Consider the following 24074-nt stretch of genomic DNA (forward strand, 5'->3'; position numbering starts at 1 on the left):
GTTTTTTTTTCATATTCTTTACAATGAATGTAACCTTTTCTTGCGTTACAATACGTTTAGTCACGGAAGGGGAATTATTATGATCGAAGTTTGGAAAGATATGCAGAAAGACAAAAAAATACGGCTGGTGATTTCTGTTGTGGTCGTGATCATCAGCGCTTTTCTGCAAGTTGTCATCATGGAAGTGTTCATGGATCCATGCAACTTGATTTCCGGCGGTTTTACGGGCATCTCTTTGATGCTGAATAAAATCATGAAACTCTTTGGGATCAACTTCTCAACATCGGCCGGCATCCTGCTGTTGAATATTCCGGCAGCTGTATTATGCTACCGCTATGTTTCACCGCGATTTACTTTTTTAAGCTGTCTGCAGTTTACATTGGTATCCTTGTTCCTGGAAGTGTTTCATTTCGAACCATTCATTTCTGATCAGACATTGAACGTTTTGTTCGGTGGTCTGTGCTGGGGATTTACGATCTCTATCGCGCTGCGGGCCGGCGGCAGTACCGGCGGCACCGATTTCATCGCACAGTATGTTTCCAGTAAGATCCACAAAGGAATCTGGGAATATGTCTTTGCCGGCAATTGTGTCATGTACGTGATCTTCGGCTCGATCTTCGGCTGGACCCATGCAGGCTATTCCATCGTCTTCCAGTTTTTATCGACCAAGACGATTTCCAGCATGTATCATCAGTATTCGCAGACGACATTGGAAATCACGACTTCTCATCCGCAGGCAGTCATCGATGCGTTCATGACGACCACCAAGCACGGCATGAGCGTACTGCCGGGCTTCGGCGGCTACAGCCATCGCCGCATCTATATCTGCAAGGCGGTGGTCAGCAGCTATGAATGCTCGGATATCATTGACAATATCCGCCGGGTCGATCCGAAAGTGATCATCAACACATATCCAACTTCAAACTTCTATGGCAGTTTCTATCAAAAACCGATCGAATAACAACAAGCCCTGACATTATGCCAGGGCTTGAATAATAATACCGGAAAGTATAGCAGTGATCAGCAGGATCGTGATGATCCGCAGAATATTTCGACGGCGTTCACCGTAGCGGATCAAGACCAACATGCCCAGTCCCGAATTGGTGATCAGCCCGGAGAGCAGGGAACCTGATGAGATGCTGCCGGTCGCATACAACTGGGCCAAGATCACGGTTGCGGCACAATTTGGGATCAAACCGATCACGGCGGCCAGCACGGGCTGAAATACGGTATTGGAAAGCAGGATCGTCCGTAAGGCTTGTTCACCGAACGTTTGGATGATTGCAGTGAGGATCAGCGTGGTCACAAACAAGAAGATCCAGATCTTGGCCGAACGCAGCAGAACACTGACGGCCATAGGCTTATCTGTATAACAGCACGGACACTGCATGGCCGATCCTTCATAGTCGTCGAATTCATCGTATTCTTCACCGTTTTCTTCCGGCATATCTTCAAAACGAATAATGTGCTGGCGTTTGCGCAGCAGGAAATCGATCAAATATCCGACGCTGATGCCGAGAATGAACTTCATGATCAGCACCCAGCCCAGCGTGGTATACATCGAAGGATTGCTCAGCAAGATGGGGATGGCTTCATCGCTGGTCGAAATCATGACGGCCAGCAGCGTTCCCATTGTGATGCTGCGCTGTACAAACAACATCGCAGCCAGGACGCTGAACCCGCACTGCGGCAGCAGACCGACCAAGGCACCGATCAAGGGGCCGAATTTCTGCAGACCGACAAAGATCTTATCATCGGTCTTTGCATTTTGACGGCGTTCGAAATGCTCAATGATCACATAGGTCACAATGAGCAGCGGGAACATCGTCCATGTATCGTGAAAGCTATCAAGCAGAATGTTCATTTCTTACTCCTCTCAAACCGATACTATACACAAAAACAGAAAAAAAGTCACGTCATTCAATACGTGACATCTTCATCTAAATCGATCTTTTTATCCTTGATCCGTTTGGTAAATAACTGATCCAGTTCGCGATAGCAGAAGGCAAAGATCGGTACGCCCAGGAACATGCCCAGGATGCCGCCTAGGTTGCCGCCGACGGTGACCGAGAACAAGATCCAGAAACCGGAGAGACCCAGCTGATCGCCCAATACGATCGGTTTGAGGATATTGCCGTCAAATTGCTGGAGGGCCAGGATGAAGATCAAAAAGAACAACGCATACCAAGGATTGATCAATACCAGAATGATCGCCACCGGAATGGCTCCCAGGAACGGGCCGAACATCGGGATGACGTTGGTCAGTCCGACAATGAATGCGATCATCGGTGCATACGGCAGTTTCATCAGGGTGACGCCGATAAAACATAAGACACCAATGATGATCGAATCCAGAATGGTCCCGACAATGTATTTATCAAAGATATCCAGTGCATCGCGGAACAGGCCGGCCACCACATCCGCCGTACGGACCGGGAACGTGCCGTAATTCATTTTCACCAGCACTTTTTTCAGCTTTTCCTTATCCAGGATCATATAGAAGGCTGCTACAGAAGCAATGATGAAATTGATCAGACCGCGGATGAACGAAATTGAGAACGATGCGATCTTATCTGCATATTTGGCGATGAACTTCGCAAATGTATGATCCATGCGGCCGGATTCCAGCAGCGGCACCGAAATGCCGAATTGTTTGTTCAAATGTTTCATATAAGCTGAAAGCTTGTCGGCGTATTTGGCATTGTCGCTGATAAATGTATTCAGCGAATCAGCGATGCTCGGGATGATCGCAATGCCCAGCAGGATCAAAAGCAGAAAGAAGACAACGAATACAATAACCAAAGACCACATTCGTTTATGCTTTGAATTTTTGAAAGCGTGCGCTTCCAGCCACCGTGCCGGCACACGCAGAACGATTGCCATCAGCAGGCCGAAGAAGAAGGCTTTCGCTGCCGAAACGATCGTCTTGATCGTCATCCAGAGAATATCCAAATGCCCCAGCAGCAAGCCGACCGCAATGACGATAATAAACGAGACGGAAAGCACGAAGATCCACTTGCGCATTTCCGAATCCACTTTAATGTGCATATCAATCACTCCATAACTCCCATATATCTGGCACATAAAATGCAAATTCGCTATAATAATAACATGAAAAAGATATTTATTGGTACAATTTCGTGCAAATCCGTATTAGAGGCTGAAAAACGCCCGGCGATCTGTCTTTATGTCGATTCTAAAAAACGCACTCGTGATATCCGCTATATCTGCCGGCTGGCTGAGAAAAAAGCCGTACCGGTCGAAAAAACGAACCGTGAAGCACTGGATCGATTGACGGGATCCAAACGGCATGGCGGCATCGCGCTAAGTGCCGGACGGCGTATGATTCCATCTGTTTCTGCGGGAATGTCTGGTTTTTTATGCCTGATCGACGGGGTGGAAGATCCATACAATCTCGGCAGTATCTGCCGGACTTTGTATGCCGCCGGATGCAGTACATTGATCCTGCCGCGGCGCAGCTGGGAGAATGCGGAAAGCACGATCCAGAAAGCGAGCGCCGGCGCCTATGAGCGCCTGGATATCCGTATGTATGAGGATGCATCGTTGTTGGTGAAACAACTGCAGGCGGATGCGGTCCCGCTGTATTGTGCCTATCGCAAAGACGCTGTTGAACTGCCTTCGTTCCAATTCCCAGAAACATTTTGTCTGGCGATCGGCGGGGCCCTGCGCGGTCTGCAGGCCGATCTGATCGCCGCTTCCGCGAAGAATCTTGTCATTCCGTATGAACGGGATTTCCGGAATGCGTTGGATACACCGAGCGCAGCGGCTGTCTTTGCGTATGAATATATTCGACAGAAAAAGGAGCAATCATGATGAATATCAATAAGGAACAATTAATAAAAATGGCCGTGAACGGTCAGGTCGATCATCCCCGTATGGGGCATTTCTATGTCGGCTGCGACGGTAAGGGAAGACTGCCGGTCGGCACCGGCGGCATCGTTTACAACCGTGAGATCGGAGATCCATGCATGAACCTTGCCGGCGATCATGTCGAACCTGGTGTCACCATTGCCAATCCTTCAGACCGTGAGAATCATGCCTTGGAGACGCTGGCCTGCATCGGCAACGAAGCGATCGTATTGAACGGACCGGCGGAAGGGGCGGTCGGCTATGTGACGGGGACCCATGGCGGTGTCGATCATACAATGCTTTATTTTCCGCATGAAGAGATCGAAAAAATGACGGGACATGAACAGTTTCTGGTCAAAGCATATGGTCAGGGCCTGAAACTGCTCGATTATCCGGAGATTTATATGATGAATATCGATCCGGATCTTCTGCTCAGCATGCCGATCAAGGAGCATGAACTATATCTTGAATTTCCGGTGGTGACGATCCTGCCGCCTTATTTGATGGGTGCCGGATTGGGACAATCTACCATGATGGAAGGCGATTATGACATCATGACCCAGGATGAAGAGAGTGTTTATAAGTATGGGATCCATGAGCTTCGTTTCGGCGATTTTGTCGCTGTACAGGATCACGAAACAACTTATGGACCGCATTATCAGAAAGGCTCCTGCACCATCGGTGTCGTCGTACACAGCGACTCCTTTACCAGCGGACATGGTCCGGGCTTGACCGTCGTGGCAACATGTGAAAGCCGGATCTTGATGCCGTATATTGACAAAAATGCAAACATAAAAACATACATGGAAGGAATGCAGCGTAAACTATGATCTATATCGATGTGCTGGTCGAATACGATGTGCTGAAACTGAACCGGCCGTTTACGTATGCCTGCCGTCAGCCGGTCGAACCGGGCTGCCGCGTACGTGTCCTGTTCCGCAATCGGGAAGTCATCGGTTATGTGACCGCAGTACATGAACAGACACATCTGCAAAAAGTCAGCGAAGTGCTCGAAGTAGTCGATCCCAAACCGCTGCTCAATGAAGAGCTCTCAGAACTCTCGGAATGGATGAGTCATACGTATGTCTGTCCGCGGATCTCCTGTCTGAAGACCATGCTGCCGCCGGCTTTGAAACCCGAGAAAACACATTCAAAAGTCATCATGGAAGACTGGGCTGAGCTTGGCGATCCTGTTGAATTGACGGAAAAACAACGGGCGTACCGCGATGCTTTTGAATATCCTTTACCAGCGCGTGAATTCCGCCGTCAGTCTGCCGGTCTGGCGCGCACATTGATCAAAAAAGGTGCAGTTCGTCTCTTTAAAAAAGAAAAAGAATCAAAGCCAGTTATGCCGGTCGGAACGGATACCAATTTTACGCTGACCGAGGAACAAAAAGCGGCTGTTCAGACCATTGCCGAAGGCAGTGATTCACTTTATCTTCTGCACGGCGTGACGGGATCCGGCAAAACGGAAGTCTTTTTGCAGCTGGCACAGAAAACACTTGATGCCGGACGTCAAGTGCTTTTTCTCGTACCGGAGATTGGTCTGACCCCGTTGATGATCGAACGTGTTACAGCCCGTTTCGGTGCCAATATCGCGATTTATCATTCACGGCTGACCGCACAAGAAAAATATCGTCAATACCGTGCCGTGCAGGAAGGAAAGACCGCGATCGTTGTCGGTACGCGGTCGGCCGTGTTCATGCCGTTTTCTAAACTGGGTTTGATCTTGATGGACGAAGAACACGACGGCAGTTATAAGCAGGACAATCTGCCGCGTTATCAAACCCGCGACATCGTCCGCTGGCGGGCAGCGTATCATACATGCAAAGCCGTATTTGCTTCGGCAACGCCCGCTTTGGAATCGTACAGCCGTGCCTTGAATCAAACCTATCACCTGGTCGAACTTAAGCATCGCATTTATCAGAACCTGCCGGAAATCCGCCTGCTGGATATGCGCAGGGAACCGCGTCAGGATGCTTTGGCAAAAACGTTGATCGATGCGATCCGCCAGCGCCTGGCGGATCATGAACAGACAATATTATTGCTCAACCGCCGCGGATATTTACCCATTGTCCGCTGTGCAGAATGCGGCACGGTGCTGACATGTCCGGACTGTGGCATCGCACTGACCTATCATAAACGCGAGGATGTTTTAAAATGTCATAGCTGCGGACGAATTTTTGCGTTTGATCATATTTGTCCCACATGCGGCAGCACACATTTTTTTCAAGCTTCGCTGGGCACAGAAAAACTGGAAGAACAGGTCCGCCAGTTGTTTCCGACCGCCTCGATCCTGCGCATGGATGCCGACAGCACTCGAAAAAAACACGCCCATGAAAAGATCCTCAGCGAATTCCAGGCACATGGAGATATCCTGCTGGGGACCCAGATGGTTGCCAAAGGTCTGGATTTTGAACGCGTCACGCTGGTTGGTATTTTACAGGCGGATGCATCATTGGCACGAATGGACTATCGTTCGGCAGAAACAGCGTATGAAATGTTGGAACAGGCGGCCGGCCGCAGCGGACGCGGGACACGTGCCGGCATCGTGATGATCCAGACATTTGATCCGGATCATTATGTGATGCAGGCTGTGGTGAAGCACGATTATCAACAATTTTTCCGCAAAGAAATGAAGTACCGCCGTTTAGGCGTCTATCCGCCGTTTGTCTTTTTGTGTTCTGTCTTGTTCAGCGCCGGCAATGCGCAGAAAGCGCTGCAGGCAGCCAGTGATGCGAAAGCATTTTGTGCAGGATTTGACGTCATTGGTCCGACGGAGATCTCCATGCGGCAGCGCCGTCCGCGTTTTCGCATCGTGATCAAATCATCATCAAAACAAAAACTGGTGAAAATGGTACAGGAACTGGCAGACCGCCACCAGAGATTATTTTCAACGGTATCCATCAGCATCAATATGGATCCGTATATGTTGGAGGAGTAATATGCGGCAATGGATCTATCAAGCTTTATGCGCCATCGTATTGGATGGACAATATTCCAATCTCTATATTCGAAAGCATCTGAACGAGCTGGATCAGAAAGATCAGGCGCTGGCCACCCGGATCGTCTATGGGACCCTTCAGAACCTGCTTTTCTGCGAGGCGCTTTGGCAGCCGTATGTTAAACGTGTACAGCCTAAGCTCGGCGTCTTATTGTCCATGAGCGCCTATCAGCTCTATTTTCTCGATGCGGTGCCGGCGTATGCGGTCATTGATGAGGCAGTGAACATCGCCCGCAAAACTGCCCCCAAAAGTGCCGGTTTCATCAATGCCGTTCTGCGGAAAGTGGACCGAAGGGAATTTCGTATGCCGGATGATCCAATAGAAGCCCTGTCGCTGAAGAGTTCCGTGCCGCTGTGGCTGATTCGTTTATGGACTGCGCAGTATGGTGCAAAAAAAGCCGAACAATGTACCATGGCAACAACGGCCATCCTGCCGGTCTATGTACGGCGGAATCCGCTGCGTATTTCCAAAGCAGCTTTTGAAAATGCCCCACACATCCAAAGAATTGGAGATGACTGGATCTACATAGGACATGATCTGGCTTCTGACTTGTTGTATCAAGAAGGAAAGCTTACTGTTCAGGAAACTGGATCGTATCAAATCAGTCAGTTTGTCGGACCGAAGGCCGGGGACCGCATTCTCGATGCCTGCGCGGCACCGGGCACCAAAACCACGGCCATGGCAGAATGCATGAATGATCAAGGATGGATCGATGCGCTGGATCTGCATGCGCATCGGGTCAAACTGATCCAAAAGGACTGCCGACGGCTGCATCTGGCCTGTATTCATCCCCGTGTCATGGACGCCTGTGCCATCGATGATCTGGGTCTGTATGACCGCATTTTGTGCGATGTGCCATGCACCGGTTTCGGCGTGATGGCCCGCAAACCGGATATCAAGTGCCGTTTAAAACCGGAAAACATTGATGAGATCCTGCCGGTACAGAAAGCAATACTGTCATCGTGCAGCCAGCATCTGAAAGCCGGCGGCACATTGGTCTATTCAACTTGTACGATCAATAAAAAGGAAAACGAGCGACAGATCGAAAGTTTTCTTGATGCTCATCCGGATTTCAGGCTGGAAGCAATGCAGACCCTGTTTCCGGATCAACAGCACGACGGCTTCTTTATGGCCCGCTTAAAACGTGTGGCATCCAAATAAGAATCTGTTATAATAGGAACATACAGAATGGGGGTACTTTGTGCAAAGTTTGTTTGACTTCAATTTTGAGCAAATGAAAGAAATGGCGGAAGATCATGGCTGGAAAGGTTACCGCGGACAGCAGATCTTTGAATGGCTGTACCGCCATCGGGCCTGTTCCATCGACGAGATGACCACGCTGAGCAAAGAAACACGCGAAGTGCTCAAGGACCAATATGCACTGAATCCGCTGGAATTGGTCAAACAGCAAGTATCCCGTGACGGCACGACCAAATTTCTGTTCCGTACGCATGACGGTGCGTTATTGGAAAGTGTTTTGATGGTCTTTGATTACGGCAACAGCATCTGTGTTTCCAGTCAGGTCGGCTGCAATATGGGCTGTGCGTTCTGTGCCAGCGGTCTGACCAAGAAGATCCGCAATCTGACATCTGGTGAAATGGTCGGTCAGGTGATGTACGTGCAGAATGAATTGGATAAGCGGCAGGAACGGCTTTCTCATGTGGTCGTGATGGGCACCGGGGAGCCGTTTGATAATTATGAAAATGTGATGAACTTTACGTCGACGGTCAACCATGACCGCGGTCTGGCCATCAGCAGCCGGCACATCACGATTTCCACCTGCGGCATCGTTCCGCGCATTTACGATTTTGCGGATGCACATACACAGTACAATCTGGCGGTCAGTCTGCATGCGCCCAACGATAAGCTGCGCAGTCAGCTGATGCCGGTCAACCGTGCTTATCCGCTGGCGGAACTGATGAAGGCCATTGACTACTACACGAAGACCAACAATCGTCGTCTGACGTTTGAATATATTTTACTGGATGGGGTGAACAACCGTCCGGAACATGCGCGTCAGCTGGCGCGTTTATTAAAGGGGCTGAATGCGTACGTGAATTTAATTCCGTACAATGCGGTGGAAGAAAATCAATTCCGCAGCGTCAGCCGTCAAAAAGCGATGGTGTTTTACGACTTGCTCATGAAACAAAACATTCGCTGTACGATTCGTAAGGAACACGGCAATGACATTGATGCGGCATGCGGTCAGTTACGGATCAAAGAGATGAAGAAAGGGAACGGACAATGATCAAAGCTTTCGGACAAACAGACATCGGCTGTGTGAGAAAAGAAAACGAAGATGACTTCTGCGTCTTTTCGAATGCGCACGAAGACTGGATCGCAGCAGTCTGTGACGGCATCGGCGGCAGTGCCGGCGGAGAGGTTGCCAGCAAGATCGCCGTGCGGACCTTGAAGGAAGCGTTTGAAAAAGCGCCGGAATTCATGAAAGATTCGCAGGTCAACGACTGGATCCAGTCGACATTGAACAAAGCTAACGATGCCATCTACTATAAGGGTCTGCATTCAGACGATGAAAAGGGAATGGGCACAACTTGTGTCGGTGCCATCATCACCGGGGATTCGACCTATATTTTTAATGTCGGCGATTCCCGCATCTATGCGGACTACACCGAAGGTCTGGTGCAGATGAGCGAAGACCATAGTGTGGTCGCACGTCTTTTGCGCAGCGGACAGATCACTCCTGAGGAAGCCAAAACACATGTGCAGCGCAATACGCTGACCAACGCCTTGGGAATCTGGCGTGTTTTTCAAATTGATATTCATAAAATCGATCCGGGATACCAGTATTTATTGATCTCCAGTGATGGGCTGCATGGCTATGTTGCACATGATGATATACAAGCCATTGTTGAAAATCAAGACCTCGATGTCAAGACTAAGACCGAGGCGCTGATTGCCCGCGCCAACAATGCCGGCGGCTATGACAACTGTACCGTGATCGTCTTGGAAAATGTTAAGGAGTAACGAATGGATTCGGAAATCAAAATCGTCGCCAACCGTTATGAGATCCTTTCATTGATCGGACAAGGCGGTATGGCGGATGTTTATCAAGCGCGCGATACGATTTTGAATCGTGTCGTTGCGATAAAAATTCTGCGCGACAGCATGAGCGAAGACCCGATGACCTTGGTGCGGTTCCAGCGGGAAGCCAGTGCTGCCAGCCGTTTATCACATCCCAACGTCGTCGATATCTATGATGTCGGCGAATACAAAGGCATGCATTACATCGTGATGGAATATATCCGCGGCCGGACATTGAAACAGATGATCAAACGGCGCGGCTCCATCGATCTGCACGAATCGCTGAATATTATGATCCAGCTGACCAGTGCGATCAAAGATGCGCATTCCCACAATATTATTCACCGTGATATCAAACCGCAGAATGTGCTGGTAAAGGATGACGGTACGGTCAAGATCACGGATTTTGGCATCGCGATCGCCAATGACAATGTCCAGCTGACCATGAACAATGCGGTCATGGGTTCTGCGCATTATTTGGCGCCGGAAACGGCCCAGGGCAAAGAAGCGACGCCGCAGGTGGATATCTATTCATTGGGCATCGTTTTTTATGAATTGCTCACCGGCAGCGTGCCTTTTCAAGGACATACGCCGACAGAAATCGCTGTCAAACATCTGCGGGAACCGATGCCTTTTGTGCGCGATTATAACCCGGAGATCCCGCAGTCCGTGGAAAACATCATTCTGAAAGCGACTGCCAAAAACCCGGCGGACCGGTATGAAAACGCCGGCTTGATGCTTTATGATCTGGAACATTGTCTGGATCCGGAATATATGAATATGCAGCGGCTGACGTTCGATGATCGGCCGATCGCCAATGTCGATGTTTCGCACGGGCATGTGGAAGTGGAGTACGATGATCGGCCCGTAAGCAAACCGAAAAAGCAGCGGAACTGGGCGACGATCCTTACGATATCGATCTGCGCTATCATCATTGCGGTCATCTTATTCTTGATGGCCTGGGTGACCGGTCTGGTGCGGTTCAGCGGCATGCTCGGGTATGAAACCATGCCGGATGTGACCGAGATGAAAGTGGCAGATGCCGAAGAAAAACTTGAAGCATCCGACTTCACGCACTATAAGATCAAACGCAAAGTCAGCGACAGTGTCAAAAAAGGTTATGTGATCGAAACCAATTACGATGCCGGTGACGTGGTCTCTACCGAAGACACGGTCGTATTGACGGTCAGTAAAGGACCAAGTTATTTGATCAAAGATTATACCGGACTATATTTAGCTGACGTCAAACAGGAATTTGAAGATGACGACGTCAATGTAAAGATCAAAGTAAAGTATAAGAATGCCTCGGATACCAATCCTGGCGTGATCCTGAAACAGTCAAAACTGGAAGCAGGCGATCGGATCGATCCGGATGCCGGTGAAACCATTCAGTTTACGGTTTCGCGTTATCCGACCATCACGATCCCGGAGAAGATCATCGGAATGGATGTCACAAAAGCGAAGAAACTGCTGAATGACAAAGGCGTTGCAGTCGTGACGGAACAGGTCGGCAGCGGATCCGGCGAAGTCCTTTACAGCAGCCCGTCGGTCGGCAGTACGTATACACAGGAAGGATCGGACAGCGTTGTCACGCTGTATTATGACTGATATGAAACAAGGAACGATCATAAAAATTATTTCTAACCAGTATACGATCCATTCGGCGGAAGAAGAAATCATCGCCACGCCGCGCGGTAAAATGCGCCGGGACGGTGCGCCGGTCGTCGGCGATCACGTTGAGTATGAATATATCGAAGGCTCGTACCGCATCCATCGTGTGCTGCCGCGGCAAAATCGGCTGCTGCGGCCGGCGATGGCAAATGTCGATCAGGCGCTGATCGTTACCAGTATGAAAGATCCGGATTTTTCGGAGCACCTGCTCAACCGCCTGATCTTTCTGATTTCTCTGGCCCATGTAGAGCCGATCATCTGCGTGACAAAAGTCGATCTCTATGACAAAGATGCCGAAAAGCAGTTTACCTGGTATGAAAAAGCAGGATATACAGTTGTCTATTCCTATCCGGGCAGTGATGATGAAGATCTGAAAACGATCTTATCCGGAAAGATCAGCGTTTTATGCGGTCAGTCAGGAGCCGGGAAAAGCTCGCTGCTCAATCGGCTGGATCCGGATTTCCAGCTGCAGACGCAGGAAATCTCCAAAGCGTTAGGCCGCGGAAAACACACGACCCGCTATTGTCAGCTGCATCCGATCCTGGATGGCTGGGTCGGGGATACACCAGGCTTTTCCAGCTTGGATTTTTCCAGGCTGGATCTTTCAGAGATGGATAAGGTCATCAAAGATTTTCAGCCCTATCTGGGCAAGTGCCGGTTTTCCGACTGCCGGCATTTGAAGGAACCGGACTGTGCTGTCAAACAAGCGGTAGAAAACGGTGAAATCAATCCGGTCTTATATGAAGATTATCGTCAAATTAGGGAGGAATTTTCATGAATGAACATATCGTAGCACCATCGGTCCTTTCCTTGGATTATACACATTTGAAGGAACAAGTCCGCGGATTGAATGAATCCAATGCCAAGTGGCTGCATTTTGATGTGATGGACGGTCACTTTGTTCCCAATATCACGTTTGGTCCGATCATCCTGCATACTTTTGATCAGATGTCGGATTTATTTATGGACGTCCACCTGATGATCTCGGATCCGGAAAAATATATTCCGGATTTCATCAAGGCCGGTGCCGACGGGATCACGTTCCATACAGAAGCCGTCGGAAATGACATTGAACACATCCGGAAGATCATCGATGATCTGCATGCACAGTCGATCAAGGCGGGTTTTGTGGTCAAACCGAAAACGGATATCAAGCAGTTTGAACCGTTGCTGCCGATCGTGGATTACATTTTGATCATGAGCGTGGAACCGGGATTCGGCGGTCAGAAATTTATGCCGGATCAGCTGGAAAAAGTGCGCTGGCTGGATGCCAAACGGCAGGAAAAAGGATTGTCCTTCCGCATTGAGATCGACGGCGGCATCAATGAAACAACCGCAAAAGAAGCGTATGCAGCCGGCTGTGATACATTGGTCGCCGGCAGTTACGTTTTCAAGGCAGATATTGCCAAACAAGTTGATTCGATCTTATGAAACGTGCTGTTTTGATCACGCCGATGGTCTCTGAGATCGTACCGTTTGATGAGGCAGATTATATCGGAGTTGATGCCGGTGCCCTGCTGCTGCTTCATAAGAGAATGCCGATGAAATGTGCTGTCGGGGATTTTGATTCAATGGATGAAACACAGTTTAAAATGCTCGAAGCGGCAGTCAAGATCTACCAGCATCCGGTCATGAAAAATGAAACTGACAGTGAACTGGCGATCCGTCTGTGCATCGAAAACGGTTATGACGATGTGATCCTGGAAGGCGGTCTGAACGGCCGCATCGATCATACGATCGCCAACCTGCGTTTATTGATGTATCGCTATCCGCAGGTGACCATTTTGGATGGGGACCAAATGGTACGTATACTGCGACCAGGTACGTATAGGGTCGATACGCCCGTCAAGCACGTTTCCTTTTTTGCGGTCGAACCATCCGTGCTTACGCTGCGGGGCTTTCTCTATCCGCTTGAACATCGATCGATCGTCCCTTCGGATATTTTTACGGTTTCCAACTCATTGGATGGCAAAGAAGGGCAGATCATCGTAGAAGCGGGCAAGGTATTGTATATTTGTTCGAATGAAAGGTAGCTCGGTATGACATTCTTTTTATCCGGTCTTTTATTTCTCTTATTGGGGATGTTTATGATTTTTATTCCGACGATGGTGTTTCGCTGGTTCAGTGAAGCACTCTTTTTCGGCCTGATCGTACATGCCTGTCTGCAGGGACAGCGTTTTTTCCGCGGGCAGGGAAGCGGCCATTTTGTCGGTGCCGCTGTTTCTGCCGCATTCGCCGTGTTTATTTTGTTTCATCAGCAGTTTCCTGCCTGCTTGCTGCACTTTTTATTCGGGTGCTATTGTTTATTCAGCGGTCTGCTTTCAGCCGTCCAGTTTTTGATCAACCGGAAGAATCATGCAGACGGCGGGCTGTTCTTTTTCTTCCATACGGCAGCGGCCTTCAGCATCGGTGTGTTCGCACTGACGCATCCCAATACAGCGGATGAAGTGCTGCAGATCTACGGTCTATATTTTATCTTGCTGGGGATCCGTTATCTGCACGATGCCCGTCAAAGTAAGATCTTTGAATCGGCCTATCATTGGCATCGGAAACTGCGGATCGCCATGCCGGCTTTGGCGGCTGCCTGGCTGCCGAGCTGGTTTATTCATCATTTTATCCGGACCCGATCGGATGCCGACCGCCGCAAGAGTGACGAACAACCAGATCTAAAGATCATGGTCCATGTCGGCGAAAAAGGCATTCAAAAAATCGGGCACATTACATTCTGTCTGGACAATATAGTCTACAGTTTTGGAAATTATGATCGATCGGCTTCAAAACTGGGATCGATTCTTGGTGACGGCATCTTTTTTACGGCCCCGTATCGAGCGTATATGAAAAATATAATCGTTGGAGAGAAGAATACCATCGTAGAGTTCGGCATCCGGATCACGGCCGCTCAGAAAAAGGCCATCCAGACAGAAATCGAAAAGCTCAAAACGGCTGCCGTCCGGTGGCACTGTCCGCTTGAAACAGATGCCTCCGGCCGGGAACAAAAACTGAAAGAAGACTATGCCTGCCGCGTCTATGCGCGGACCGGGGCGCAGTTTTATAAATTTACGCAGGGAATTTTTAAAAAATACTGGGCCTTCGGCGGCAATTGTGCCTTGTTTGTCGATCAGGCATTAAAAAAGCTGCAGGCTTCGATCCTGGATTTCCGTCTGATCATGTCGCCGGGAATTTATTTTGACTGGCTGGAGAGTGAATTCGCAAAGAAAAACAGCCCGGTCATTTCACGGACTGTCTATTTGGCAGAAGATTTCCAGAGCTCGATTTGATCGATATTGGATAAACTGGAAATAAAGTTATCATGCGCTTCAGGATTCTCGGCATAGAATGCATTCAATTTTTCTTTGATGTACTGCCGGCGCGTAAAGCCGTCATTGGGACAGACGCGGCGTACACCGGTGATGTGATTTTTGCGGCAGGCTTCGATAATGTCCTGCTCTTTTAAATAGATCATCGGCCGGATCAGATCCATCTGCTGCCGGGACATATATTGCTTCGGCTGAAAGGTGGCGATCCTCGAGCCATACATCATATTCATGAACAGGGTCTCTACGGCATCATCGCCGTGATGGCCGAAGGCAACCTTATTGCACCCATTCGCTTTAGCGGCCCGGAACAGGTCGCCTTTTTTTAAATTGGAGCACAGGCTGCATTGGATCTGTCCGCGGGGGTTGGGATGTTTTTTTAAAATTTCATAGATACGGGTTTGATCAATGATCAAATCTAAATTGTATTGTTCCGCAAAATCGATCATCGGCTGGTGATCAAAGTTTTCAAAGCCAACATCGACATGGATCCCGCAGAGAGAAAAGTGTTTCGTTTTGTATTTTTGATAGATACTTAAAGCCAGAAACAGAAGCATGGAATCTTTGCCGCCGGAAAAAGCGACCGCGATCTTATCACCATCTTCGATCATGCCGAAATCCGTATCTGCTTTTTGGATAGCGCCTAAAATATGTCTAAGTTTCATGGTTCGATTATAACACATTGGTTGCCTAATCGTAGAAAGACCGATAAAATAGAAACTATGGATGGAATTTTGATCATTGACAAACCCCAGGGCATGACCAGTCATGATGTGATCAATGCCCTGCGGCGGAAATACGGACAAAAAAAATTCGGTCATACCGGCACACTGGATCCGGAAGCAACTGGCGTATTGGTCGTGTTATGCGGCAAAGCGACCAAAGCGCTGCAGTTTCTGACCGATACCGATAAAACCTATATCGCTCAATTTGAGTTAGGAAAACGCACTGATACGGATGACATTTGGGGCAATGTGATCGAAACCAAGCCTGTTCGTACCGATTTTGACTTAAATGAAGTCCTGCAGTCTTTTGTCGGGCCGCTGCATCAGAAGGTTCCGATGACATCCAATAAGCGGTATAAAGGCCGCAAACTGCTTGAATATCAACGGAAAGGTATTACCGTGCCGGATGTTTATCAGGATGTGACAGTTTACAGTGTGCAGGCGCTGAACGATGATACTTTCCGTATCCATTGTTCTTCCGGAACGTATGTCCGCAGCATCTGCCGCGATTTGGGCGAAAAAACCGGTAATGCGGCATGCATGAAAAGTCTGCGGCGGGTGCAGGTAGGACGTTTTACGATTGATCAGGCGCAGACCATTGAAGAGGAACCAAAGCTGTATTCTATGGCTCAGGTACTTGACCATTTGCCGAAGATCGAACCAGAAGATTGTCAGCCCGTCTATCAGGGTAAGCGCCTGTATTTGGATCGGGAAGAGCCGTTGGTCTGCATCTATGAGAACGGCGAACCGATCGCTGTGTATGAAAAAGAGGCACCCGGACAATATCACAGTAAGAGGGGGTTGTGGTAATGGAAGTTGTTCATATCAATTATAAGCATGTGCCCGCGCTGCCGGGCAGCGTAGGATGCATCGGTTATTTTGACGGTATCCATAAAGGTCATCAGACACTGATGAAAAAAGCAGCGGCACTGGCTGAGGAAAAGAATATCGCTTCTTCCATCGTGACATTTGATCCCGATCCATGGAAGGTATTTTATCCGGATCGGAAGATCACTCATTTGACCACATTGAGCGACCGGATCAAGATCGCCGAGCACATGAATATTGACTTGTTTTATATTCTGACATTCAGTCGAGAATTTGCGGCGCTGCCGGTCGATGCTTTTCATGAAGTCCTGCACACCATGAAGATCCGTTCTCTGGTCTGCGGATTTGATTTCCATTACGCTGTGCACAATTCTGGGAACACGGATACCCTAATCCAACAGCCTTATTTCGATGTGCATGTGATCGACAGTATCAATGAAGGCAATCGGAAGATCGCCTCCAGCCGGATCGAACCGCTGGTAATGGCCGGAGATGTCGAGCAGGCAGCCCGTTTATTGGGCTATGTCTATTCGATACGCGGTCATGTGGCGCACGGCTATAAACGGGGGACGAATCTGCTGAAGATCCCGACCGCAAATTTAAATATGCATCCGGAATACGCATTGCCCGCTGTTGGTGTTTATGCCGGTATGGTCAAAGTGGGAACGAGGCTGTTCGGTGCAATGATCAACATCGGCAGCAATCCTACGTTCGAAAATGAAACCGTCACGATCGAAGCCCACTTGCATGATTTTAATGAGGATATCTATGGTGAGGAAGTACGCTTCTACTTTTTGAAAAAGATGCGAGATGAAATTAAATTTGACAGTTTTTCTGCGCTGCAGAAGCAATTGTTCTATGATATTGATCACTCACGTATCGTGCTGAAACAAAATGATGATCTGGTTCGGACCACAGCACGGTTATGGGATGTCAAACAAAATTTTGTGAATGTGCAAAGATAAAAAACTTTCCCAAATAACAAGGGTTTGTTATAATAGAAGCAAGAATTGTAGGTGAAAAAAATGGCTGAGGAATATGTAGTAATGGAACCGCAGAACAAGTACGGTACGGTTCGATTGAATAAATCGGTATTTTCGAGCATAGCGCTCAATGCCATGCAGGAGGAAGAAAATATCCAGCTGGTGGAAGGGACCAAGCCGTTCCGGGGCGGTATTGCCACGGAGATCAAGGACAACCAGCTGACGATCCGCATTCCGGTGAAAGTACACTATAAAGCGAATGTAGCGGATACCTGCACGAAACTGCAGAACAAGATCTTTGAAAGTATTTCTTATATGACCGGTTTCAAGCCCCAGGCAATTGAAGTCGAAGTCGTCAGTTTCATTTTCTAGGAAATCTTTTAAGATTTCCTTTTTTTAAGGAGGAAACGATGAGCGTATCATTTGATCAAATGTTGGTGGTGGGTATTTCATCACGGGCGCTTTTTAATTTAGAGAAAGAAAATCAGATTTTCGAAAAGGAAGGACTGGAAGCCTACCGCAATTATCAGTTTGAACACGAAGAGGATATCCTCGAGCCGGGGGCTGGTTTTCCGCTGGTGAAAAAGCTGCTTGCCGTCAATGAAAAAATGCAGAAAAAAATGGTTGAAGTGATCGTCATGTCGCGCAATTCCGCGGAGACATCCTTGCGGATGATCAATTCGATCGATCATTACGGATTGGATATCAATCGCATGGCCATGAGCGGAGGGGAAGCAATCGACCGATATCTGGAGCCGTTTGGCGTCGACCTGTTTCTTTCCCGCAAGGAAGAAGATGTCAACCGGGCTTTGAAAAGCGGCTTTCCGGCCGGTTTGATCTATCCGCACGACAGCTATCAGGCCAACGCAGACGATCCGATCCGGATCGCGTTTGATGCCGATGCCGTCTTGTTTTCCGGTGATTCGGAGAATATCTACCAGCAGCACGGACTGGATGCTTTCCGTGAAAACGAAGTCAAAAACGAAAACAATGCCATGAAAAAAGGTCCGATGGCCAAGTTCCTCTTTCAGCTTTCGCATCTGCAGAAAGAGTGTGCCGGCCACAACGTTCTTCGTACGGCCATCGTCACTGCCCGTGACAAAGACTCCGGCAAACGGGTCATCAAAACACTGCGTCAGTGGAACGTGATCGTGGATGAGGTCTTCTTTTTACAAGGGGCAAAAAAAGCCGATGTCCTGAAAAGTTTTCAGGCGGACATCTTCTTCGATGATCAGGATGTGCACGCAAAACCGGCCAGTGAGGTCGTGCCGAGCGCGCGGGTGCTGAACACCGATTAGAAAGGAACGTATGAACAGACATGAAATGAGAAAAACGGCCATGGAGTGCATGTACCAACATTTATTGCTGAATAGGGATATTCGCAAATGTGTCTTTGAAGCGGTCGGTTCCAATAAGATCGATTCCTTCCTCTATGCATTGACCATGGGTACGGTCGAGAACGAATACGCGTTTATTCGGGCCATCAACCAATATTTACGCGAAGATTGGGAATTCAGCCGGCTGAGCGTGCTGGAACAGGCCATCCTGCTGATTTCTTTTGAAGAGATACTAGCTGTGGAAACGCCGAAAGCCGTCGTCATCAATGAAGCTGTGACTTTGGCAAAGCAATATTGTGATGATGATTCGTATAAATTGATCAACGGCGTTTTGGATCGTCTATGAGCGAGAATCTGCCGGTCGTTTCGGTCAGCTCGGTTTTACGGCGGCTGGATAAGGTGCTGGAAAAAACCATGCCGCTGGATACCGTCTGGATCGAAGGTGAAATTTCCGGCTTAAAAAAATACAAACATTATTATTTTTCATTAAAAGATGAACAAGGCATGATGGCGTGCATCATGTATGAATGGAATGCACGGCGTCTTGATTTTGATCTGAAAGACGGCATGAAAGTGCTGGTCCGAGCCGATATCAGTGTGTATCATCCCAACGGCAAACTGCAGCTGGTCATTAAATCGGTCCGGCAGAGCGGTTTGGGCCAATTGTATCTGGAGTTTGAAAGGCGCAAAAAGAAATTGACGGAAGCCGGTTATTTCGATGATGCCCATAAAAAGCCGAAGCCGGACTACATGGAAAACATTGCGGTGATCACATCTGCCAACGGGGAAGTGATCCATGATGTACGCAAAACCATTGCCAAACGCTGGCCGATGATGAAGATCACTTTATATCCTGCGGCTGTGCAAGGCGATAAAGCGGCACCGGAAATCATCCGCCAGCTGAAAAAAGCTGATCCAGTGGGGTATGATGCGATCTTGATCGTGCGCGGCGGCGGCAGTTTTGAAGACTTGTTCTGTTTTAATGATGAACAATTGGTCAAAGCTATCTATGATACAAAAACCTATACGGTCAGCGGCGTCGGACATGAACCAGATTTTACACTATGTGACATGGTCTGTGATGTCCGGTGTGCAACACCGACAGCGGCGGCGGAATTCGTGTCGTGGAATCAATATGAAGTGCTTGCCGGACTGGAAAAAAGCCGGCAGTCGATGGTCCATGCGATGCGCAGCCGGCTTGGACAAGGAAGACGTCAGCTGGAACAATATAAAAATAACCCTTATATACGTGATCCGATGAAATGGGCGGCCGATAAACAGCTGCATCTGGCTGCCCTGCAGACACAGATGGAGCAGGAATACGAACATATTCTCGATAAACGCATCGATATCGTCCGCAAACAGGAACTGATGAGCGAACAAATCCGCCGGTTCCTGCAGGGAAGAAAGATGGATCTGGCGCAAGGTCAACAGCGGATCCCTGAAGCGATGAAAAATTACCGCCGACAGCAGCGCGATACTCTGAAACATTATGCCGCTCTGTTGGATGCGTATTCACCGCTGAAAACGATCAGCCGCGGTTATACGATCACGGCCAAAAACGGGCAGTACATCCGATCTATTCAGGATGTCGATCCCGGTGATTCGATGGAAACCAAAGTAAAGGATGGTACGATTCTTTCGACTGTCATCAAGAAAGGATAAACATGGAAGAAAAAGAATATACATTTCAGGAAGCAATGAAACGATTGGATGAAATCGTGACGCAGCTGAATGCCGGCGATCTGGAACTGGAAAAAGCAATGGATTTATTTACCGAAGGCATGAAGCTGTCCGCCCGCTGTGAAAAACAGCTGACAGAATTTGAAAAGAAAATGAATGATTTGATGAAAGAGAACGGTGAGGCCGATGATCCTGAAAAATGAATTTGAGGCGTATCTAAAAGCTAAAATGGATGAAAATATTCAGGGACGAGTCAACGCAGCCATGAGCTATTCTTTATTTGCCGGCGGCAAACGCGTGCGTCCGCAGCTGTTGTTTGCGGCCCTGCAGGACTATGGTGCCGATCCTGCTGTCGGTCTGCCGGCCGCAGCGGCCCTTGAAATGATCCAGACCTATTCATTGATCCATGATGACCTGCCGGCCATGGATGATGATGATCTGCGGCGCGGGAAACCAAGCTGTCATGTGGCCTTTGATGAAGCAACTGCGATCCTGGCCGGTGACGGCCTGCTGACATTGGCCTTCCGGGTCCTCTGCGAATCACCGAAAGAGAAAGTGCCGGAGTTGGTCGCTGCCTTCAGTGATCATGCCGGCGCCAACGGCATGGTATACGGACAAGAACTGGATCTGAAAGCGGAAGCGGATCCTCAGCCGACCATTGAAAAACTATATACAATTGATCAGTATAAGACCGCAAAGCTGCTGACGCTGCCGCTGTTATCTGCAGCCATTCTGACAGATCATAGGGAAGATCAGGAAACCATGAAAACGATCGGTTATGATATCGGCATTCAGTTCCAAGTGCTTGATGATATTTTAGATGTGACACAAAGCAGTGAAGCATTAGGAAAAAGCACCAGTGATGCCGAAAACAATAAAATGACAGCCGTGTCCCTGTTAGGGCTGGAAAAAGCCAAGCAGACCGTAGCCGATCTGGAACAGGAAATCAATACAGCTATTGATTCCTTGCACAGCGACGGCCGGGCCTTGAAAGAATGGATCGCTTTTTTGACTAACCGGACATATTGAAAGGAAGGTGCCTATGCGCGTAACGGATATTCAATCTCCGAAAGACATCAAATCGATGAATGTCCGCCAGCTGGAAAATCTGGCAGATCAGATCCGCACGTTTTTGATCGAATCGATCGCGCGGACCGGCGGACATCTTTCCAGCAATCTCGGTGTCGTAGAACTGACGCTGGCGATGCATTATGTTTTCAATGCGCCGAAAGATAAACTGATCTTTGACGTCGGCCATCAGTGCTATACGCACAAGATCCTAACTGGAAGGGCCCAGATGTTTCCGCTGCTGCGGCAGCGCAACGGCTTATCCGGTTATCAGCGGATGCATGAAAGTCCGTATGACTGCTGGGAAGCCGGTCATTCATCGACTTCCTTGAGCGCTGCACTGGGTTTTGCGACCGCACGGGACTTGCTGAAACAGAACTATGAAGTTGTGGCTTTGATCGGCGATGGTTCACTGACTGGCGGTATGGCGATGGAAGCATTGAATGATATTGGCTCGAAGCAAAAGAAGCTGATCATTATTTTCAACGACAACAATATGTCGATTTCCCGCAATCATGCCGGCTTTGAAGAACGGATCACTGCGCTGCGTGCCAGCAAGGTTTACCGCAGTACGAAACAAGGCATGAAATCCAATTTAAAGAATAATAAAATGGGTCAGAATGTCTTAAAACAAGTGACCAAGGTCAAGGATCATATCAAAGATGGGGTGATTGATGCGCCGTTGTTCCGGGAATTTAATCTGGATTATATTGGTCCGGTCGACGGTCATAATTTAAATGAATTGATCAATGTTTTGGAAACGGCCAAAGAGCATGACGGACCGATCGTCGTGCATGTTCTGACCCGAAAAGGGAAAGGCTATCCGTATGCTGAACAGGATCAAACCGGCAAATGGCACGGCGTTTCACCGTTTGACGTAAAAACCGGCGAACCGCTCATGAAACTGCCGTATGATCATTTGACCTGGTCCGAAGTCATCAGCCGGACTTTGATGCGCTTTGCCAAAAAAGACAAGAAGCTGGTTGTTTTAACACCAGCCATGGCACAAGGTTCGAAACTGCTGGAATTCAGTAAAGCATATCCAGACCGGTTCTTTGACTGCGGCATTGCCGAGCAGCACACCGTCACGATGGCCGGGGCGATGGCGCTGGGCGGTCTGCATCCGTTCGTGAGCGTCTATTCAACGTTTCTGCAACGGGCATACGATCAGATGAATCATGATATCGGCCGGATGAAACTGCCGGTCGTCATCGGCATTGACCGGGCAGGCCTGGTCGGGCAGGACGGTGATACACATCAAGGTGTCTTTGATATCGCCATGCTGCGCAGCATTCCGAATCTGATCCTCTCACAGCCGCAGGATGCCGCAGAGGCACAGAATCTGCTCTATACGGCGTTTCGATCAGGTAAACCATTCTGTATCCGTTATCCGCGGGGCAACGTAAAATACGAGGAAGTGACTGATCTGCAGGATATCGAAATTGGCAGCTGGACCAAAACGACGGTCGGTACGCATCCGAAATCGATCGTCATCACATATGGGCCGGATGTTGACCATGTGATTGCCAAAGCGAAAACGAACAATATGGATCTGATCGTCGTCAATGCCCGGTTCTTTAAACCGGTCGATGGTACGATGATCGATGAATTGTATGAAACCGGTCTGCCGATCCATGTGTTTGAGACCGACTGCCGTATCGGGTCACTGAGCACAGCCATTCTTGAATACCGAAACCGTGTTGCACCGCAGTTTCAGACATTCGGTATTGATGATCATTTTGTCGAACAAGGTTCGGTGCGCTCTTTGCGGATCCAGGAACACATCGGCCTGGAAGATTTGTTTGAGGAACTGGAGCAGGATGTATAAAGAGCGGCTGGATATTGTCTGCAGCAGACAGCTTGCTTCCCGTGCCAAAGCGCAGGATGCGATCCAGGAAGGTCGCGTGAAAGTCAACGGGTGCACGATCAAGAAAAACAGCTTTGCGGTCAGTGAAGAGGATACCATCGAGATTCAGCCGAGAGAAAAGGAATTCGTTTCGCGCGGCGGTTATAAACTGAAAATTATTTTCGACCGGTTTTCGGTTTCGGTGGACGATCAAATCGTACTAGATATCGGAGCCAGTACCGGCGGATTTACGGATGTCTGCCTGCGGCACGGTGCCAGAAAGGTGTACGCACTGGATGTCGGGCATTTGCAGCTGGATGCTCGGTTGGATCAAGATCCGGCCGTGGTCAAAATGGAAGGGCGCAACGCCCGGGATATTCAGCCGGACTGGTTTGAGGAGCCAATCGATTTCATCTGCATGGATGTGAGCTTTATTTCCTGCCGGACGATCTTGTCGCATTTGTTTCAAGTACTGCCGGTGCCGCATCTGGCGGTGCTGATCAAACCGCAGGTTGAATGTGGACCGGCAGCTTTGAATAAACACGGCGTCCTGAAAGATAAAAAACTGCAGATGAAAATTGTCAATGAAATAAAAAGAGAAGTCTTAACGAAGTATCGCATTGTCGAGGTGATTCCTTCGCCAATCGAAGGACGCGGCGGCAATCAGGAATTTGTATTGTATGCCGAAGATTTGAGGTGATC

At 48.8% G+C, this 24074-nt stretch carries 25 protein-coding genes; 22 read left to right on the forward strand and 3 right to left on the reverse strand.

Annotated features, from left to right (window positions below):
* The first annotated feature begins 79 nt into the window (after nt 1–79).
* Nucleotides 80–961 (forward strand): YitT family protein, encoded by an 882-nt coding sequence (locus HNQ47_RS08480; protein ID WP_183328970.1) that lies wholly within the window; start codon nt 80–82, stop codon nt 959–961.
* A gap of 15 nt (nt 962–976) precedes the next feature.
* Here HNQ47_RS08480 and HNQ47_RS08485 read toward each other — a convergent pair whose 3' ends face one another.
* Nucleotides 977–1864, reverse strand: a complete 888-nt coding sequence (locus HNQ47_RS08485; RefSeq protein WP_183328971.1) for a putative manganese transporter — start codon at nt 1862–1864, stop codon at nt 977–979.
* Nucleotides 1865–1920: 56 nt separating this feature from the next.
* Complete coding sequence (locus tag HNQ47_RS08490; protein WP_183328972.1) at nt 1921–3048, reverse strand: AI-2E family transporter; 1128 nt, start codon at nt 3046–3048, stop codon at nt 1921–1923.
* 63 nt (nt 3049–3111) lie between these two features.
* Between HNQ47_RS08490 and HNQ47_RS08495 the strand changes: the two genes are divergently transcribed.
* Genes HNQ47_RS08495 through HNQ47_RS08545 form a run of 11 tightly spaced genes read left to right on the forward strand, consistent with a single transcriptional unit; the run spans nt 3112 to nt 14866 of the window.
* Complete coding sequence (locus tag HNQ47_RS08495) at nt 3112–3834, forward strand: RNA methyltransferase (RefSeq protein ID WP_183328973.1); 723 nt, start codon at nt 3112–3114, stop codon at nt 3832–3834.
* The gene (locus HNQ47_RS08500; RefSeq protein WP_425486191.1) at nt 3831–4700 is read left to right on the forward strand and encodes a DUF4438 domain-containing protein; all 870 of its coding nucleotides are present in this window, start codon (nt 3831–3833) and stop codon (nt 4698–4700) included. Before HNQ47_RS08495 ends, HNQ47_RS08500 begins: the two co-directional genes overlap by 4 nt.
* Nucleotides 4697–6814: a replication restart helicase PriA gene (priA, locus tag HNQ47_RS08505; protein WP_183328974.1), complete on the forward strand. Its 2118-nt coding sequence runs from the start codon at nt 4697–4699 to the stop codon at nt 6812–6814. The genes HNQ47_RS08500 and priA overlap by 4 nt, the downstream gene beginning before the upstream one ends.
* A 1-nt stretch (nt 6815) precedes the next feature.
* Entirely contained in the window at nt 6816–8036 is a 1221-nt protein-coding gene (gene rsmB, locus HNQ47_RS08510) for a 16S rRNA (cytosine(967)-C(5))-methyltransferase RsmB (RefSeq protein WP_183328975.1), read from the forward strand.
* 40 nt (nt 8037–8076) lie between these two features.
* On the forward strand, nt 8077–9123 hold the full coding sequence (rlmN, locus tag HNQ47_RS08515) for a dual-specificity RNA methyltransferase RlmN (protein WP_183328976.1): 1047 nt from the start codon (nt 8077–8079) through the stop codon (nt 9121–9123).
* Nucleotides 9120–9860 (forward strand): Stp1/IreP family PP2C-type Ser/Thr phosphatase, encoded by a 741-nt coding sequence (locus HNQ47_RS08520; protein WP_221248087.1) that lies wholly within the window; start codon nt 9120–9122, stop codon nt 9858–9860. The genes rlmN and HNQ47_RS08520 overlap by 4 nt, the downstream gene beginning before the upstream one ends.
* A 3-nt stretch (nt 9861–9863) precedes the next feature.
* The gene (gene pknB, locus HNQ47_RS08525; RefSeq protein WP_183328977.1) at nt 9864–11525 is read left to right on the forward strand and encodes a Stk1 family PASTA domain-containing Ser/Thr kinase; all 1662 of its coding nucleotides are present in this window, start codon (nt 9864–9866) and stop codon (nt 11523–11525) included.
* 1 nt (nt 11526) lies between these two features.
* The gene (gene rsgA, locus HNQ47_RS08530) at nt 11527–12366 is read left to right on the forward strand and encodes a ribosome small subunit-dependent GTPase A (protein ID WP_183328978.1); all 840 of its coding nucleotides are present in this window, start codon (nt 11527–11529) and stop codon (nt 12364–12366) included.
* Nucleotides 12363–13019 carry a ribulose-phosphate 3-epimerase gene (gene rpe / locus HNQ47_RS08535; protein WP_183328979.1) on the forward strand — a complete coding sequence of 219 codons (657 nt, stop codon included), beginning with the start codon at nt 12363–12365 and terminating at the stop codon, nt 13017–13019. Before rsgA ends, rpe begins: the two co-directional genes overlap by 4 nt.
* On the forward strand, nt 13016–13621 hold the full coding sequence (locus HNQ47_RS08540; protein WP_183328980.1) for a thiamine diphosphokinase: 606 nt from the start codon (nt 13016–13018) through the stop codon (nt 13619–13621). Before rpe ends, HNQ47_RS08540 begins: the two co-directional genes overlap by 4 nt.
* Before the next feature lie 54 nt (nt 13622–13675).
* A complete protein-coding gene (locus HNQ47_RS08545; protein ID WP_183328981.1) occupies nt 13676–14866 on the forward strand; it encodes a DUF308 domain-containing protein in 1191 nt (396 codons plus the stop codon).
* Here HNQ47_RS08545 and HNQ47_RS08550 read toward each other — a convergent pair.
* The gene (locus tag HNQ47_RS08550) at nt 14833–15567 is read right to left on the reverse strand and encodes a tRNA 2-thiocytidine biosynthesis TtcA family protein (RefSeq protein WP_183328982.1); all 735 of its coding nucleotides are present in this window, start codon (nt 15565–15567) and stop codon (nt 14833–14835) included. The two genes, HNQ47_RS08545 and HNQ47_RS08550, sit on opposite strands and share 34 nt — an antisense overlap.
* 57 nt (nt 15568–15624) lie before the next feature.
* On the opposite strand from HNQ47_RS08550, the gene truB reads away from it, so the two are divergent.
* Genes truB through HNQ47_RS08600 form a run of 10 tightly spaced genes read left to right on the forward strand, consistent with a single transcriptional unit; the run spans nt 15625 to nt 24072 of the window.
* Complete coding sequence (truB, locus tag HNQ47_RS08555) at nt 15625–16437, forward strand: tRNA pseudouridine(55) synthase TruB (RefSeq protein ID WP_183328983.1); 813 nt, start codon at nt 15625–15627, stop codon at nt 16435–16437.
* Nucleotides 16437–17420: a riboflavin biosynthesis protein RibF gene (ribF, locus tag HNQ47_RS08560; protein ID WP_183328984.1), complete on the forward strand. Its 984-nt coding sequence runs from the start codon at nt 16437–16439 to the stop codon at nt 17418–17420. Before truB ends, ribF begins: the two co-directional genes overlap by 1 nt.
* Before the next feature lie 60 nt (nt 17421–17480).
* On the forward strand, nt 17481–17810 hold the full coding sequence (locus HNQ47_RS08565) for an Asp23/Gls24 family envelope stress response protein (RefSeq protein WP_183328985.1): 330 nt from the start codon (nt 17481–17483) through the stop codon (nt 17808–17810).
* A 38-nt stretch (nt 17811–17848) separates the two neighbouring features.
* Nucleotides 17849–18736 carry a 5'-nucleotidase gene (locus HNQ47_RS08570; RefSeq protein ID WP_183328986.1) on the forward strand — a complete coding sequence of 296 codons (888 nt, stop codon included), beginning with the start codon at nt 17849–17851 and terminating at the stop codon, nt 18734–18736.
* Nucleotides 18737–18746: 10 nt separating this feature from the next.
* A complete protein-coding gene (gene nusB / locus HNQ47_RS08575; protein ID WP_183328987.1) occupies nt 18747–19121 on the forward strand; it encodes a transcription antitermination factor NusB in 375 nt (124 codons plus the stop codon).
* Nucleotides 19118–20440 carry an exodeoxyribonuclease VII large subunit gene (xseA, locus tag HNQ47_RS08580; protein ID WP_183328988.1) on the forward strand — a complete coding sequence of 441 codons (1323 nt, stop codon included), beginning with the start codon at nt 19118–19120 and terminating at the stop codon, nt 20438–20440. Before nusB ends, xseA begins: the two co-directional genes overlap by 4 nt.
* 2 nt (nt 20441–20442) lie before the next feature.
* Nucleotides 20443–20661, forward strand: a complete 219-nt coding sequence (gene xseB / locus HNQ47_RS08585) for an exodeoxyribonuclease VII small subunit (protein ID WP_183328989.1) — start codon at nt 20443–20445, stop codon at nt 20659–20661.
* Nucleotides 20645–21487 (forward strand): polyprenyl synthetase family protein, encoded by an 843-nt coding sequence (locus HNQ47_RS08590; protein WP_183328990.1) that lies wholly within the window; start codon nt 20645–20647, stop codon nt 21485–21487. Before xseB ends, HNQ47_RS08590 begins: the two co-directional genes overlap by 17 nt.
* A gap of 13 nt (nt 21488–21500) precedes the next feature.
* Entirely contained in the window at nt 21501–23354 is a 1854-nt protein-coding gene (dxs, locus tag HNQ47_RS08595) for a 1-deoxy-D-xylulose-5-phosphate synthase (protein WP_183328991.1), read from the forward strand.
* Entirely contained in the window at nt 23347–24072 is a 726-nt protein-coding gene (locus HNQ47_RS08600; RefSeq protein WP_183328992.1) for a TlyA family RNA methyltransferase, read from the forward strand. Before dxs ends, HNQ47_RS08600 begins: the two co-directional genes overlap by 8 nt.
* The last annotated feature ends 2 nt before the right edge of the window (nt 24073–24074 follow it).

The organism is Catenisphaera adipataccumulans (genome assembly GCF_014202755.1).
Classification (GTDB): domain Bacteria; phylum Bacillota_I; class Bacilli_A; order Erysipelotrichales; family Erysipelotrichaceae; genus Catenisphaera; species Catenisphaera adipataccumulans.

What these genes read in the sequence shown, in the direction of transcription:
- HNQ47_RS08480 (WP_183328970.1), top strand. Translation starts at nt 80, where the DNA reads ATGATCGAAGTTTGGAAAGATATGCAGAAAGACAAAAAAATACGGCTG.
- HNQ47_RS08485 (WP_183328971.1), bottom strand. Translation starts at nt 1,864, where the DNA reads ATGAACATTCTGCTTGATAGCTTTCACGATACATGGACGATGTTCCCG.
- HNQ47_RS08490 (WP_183328972.1), bottom strand. Translation starts at nt 3,048, where the DNA reads ATGCACATTAAAGTGGATTCGGAAATGCGCAAGTGGATCTTCGTGCTT.
- HNQ47_RS08495 (WP_183328973.1), top strand. Translation starts at nt 3,112, where the DNA reads ATGAAAAAGATATTTATTGGTACAATTTCGTGCAAATCCGTATTAGAG.
- HNQ47_RS08500 (WP_425486191.1), top strand. Translation starts at nt 3,831, where the DNA reads ATGATGAATATCAATAAGGAACAATTAATAAAAATGGCCGTGAACGGT.
- priA (WP_183328974.1), top strand. Translation starts at nt 4,697, where the DNA reads ATGATCTATATCGATGTGCTGGTCGAATACGATGTGCTGAAACTGAAC.
- rsmB (WP_183328975.1), top strand. Translation starts at nt 6,816, where the DNA reads ATGCGGCAATGGATCTATCAAGCTTTATGCGCCATCGTATTGGATGGA.
- HNQ47_RS08520 (WP_221248087.1), top strand. Translation starts at nt 9,120, where the DNA reads ATGATCAAAGCTTTCGGACAAACAGACATCGGCTGTGTGAGAAAAGAA.
- pknB (WP_183328977.1), top strand. Translation starts at nt 9,864, where the DNA reads ATGGATTCGGAAATCAAAATCGTCGCCAACCGTTATGAGATCCTTTCA.
- rsgA (WP_183328978.1), top strand. Translation starts at nt 11,527, where the DNA reads ATGAAACAAGGAACGATCATAAAAATTATTTCTAACCAGTATACGATC.
- rpe (WP_183328979.1), top strand. Translation starts at nt 12,363, where the DNA reads ATGAATGAACATATCGTAGCACCATCGGTCCTTTCCTTGGATTATACA.
- HNQ47_RS08540 (WP_183328980.1), top strand. Translation starts at nt 13,016, where the DNA reads ATGAAACGTGCTGTTTTGATCACGCCGATGGTCTCTGAGATCGTACCG.
- HNQ47_RS08545 (WP_183328981.1), top strand. Translation starts at nt 13,676, where the DNA reads ATGATTTTTATTCCGACGATGGTGTTTCGCTGGTTCAGTGAAGCACTC.
- HNQ47_RS08550 (WP_183328982.1), bottom strand. Translation starts at nt 15,567, where the DNA reads ATGAAACTTAGACATATTTTAGGCGCTATCCAAAAAGCAGATACGGAT.
- truB (WP_183328983.1), top strand. Translation starts at nt 15,625, where the DNA reads ATGGATGGAATTTTGATCATTGACAAACCCCAGGGCATGACCAGTCAT.
- ribF (WP_183328984.1), top strand. Translation starts at nt 16,437, where the DNA reads ATGGAAGTTGTTCATATCAATTATAAGCATGTGCCCGCGCTGCCGGGC.
- HNQ47_RS08565 (WP_183328985.1), top strand. Translation starts at nt 17,481, where the DNA reads ATGGCTGAGGAATATGTAGTAATGGAACCGCAGAACAAGTACGGTACG.
- HNQ47_RS08570 (WP_183328986.1), top strand. Translation starts at nt 17,849, where the DNA reads ATGAGCGTATCATTTGATCAAATGTTGGTGGTGGGTATTTCATCACGG.
- nusB (WP_183328987.1), top strand. Translation starts at nt 18,747, where the DNA reads ATGAACAGACATGAAATGAGAAAAACGGCCATGGAGTGCATGTACCAA.
- xseA (WP_183328988.1), top strand. Translation starts at nt 19,118, where the DNA reads ATGAGCGAGAATCTGCCGGTCGTTTCGGTCAGCTCGGTTTTACGGCGG.
- xseB (WP_183328989.1), top strand. Translation starts at nt 20,443, where the DNA reads ATGGAAGAAAAAGAATATACATTTCAGGAAGCAATGAAACGATTGGAT.
- HNQ47_RS08590 (WP_183328990.1), top strand. Translation starts at nt 20,645, where the DNA reads ATGATCCTGAAAAATGAATTTGAGGCGTATCTAAAAGCTAAAATGGAT.
- dxs (WP_183328991.1), top strand. Translation starts at nt 21,501, where the DNA reads ATGCGCGTAACGGATATTCAATCTCCGAAAGACATCAAATCGATGAAT.
- HNQ47_RS08600 (WP_183328992.1), top strand. Translation starts at nt 23,347, where the DNA reads ATGTATAAAGAGCGGCTGGATATTGTCTGCAGCAGACAGCTTGCTTCC.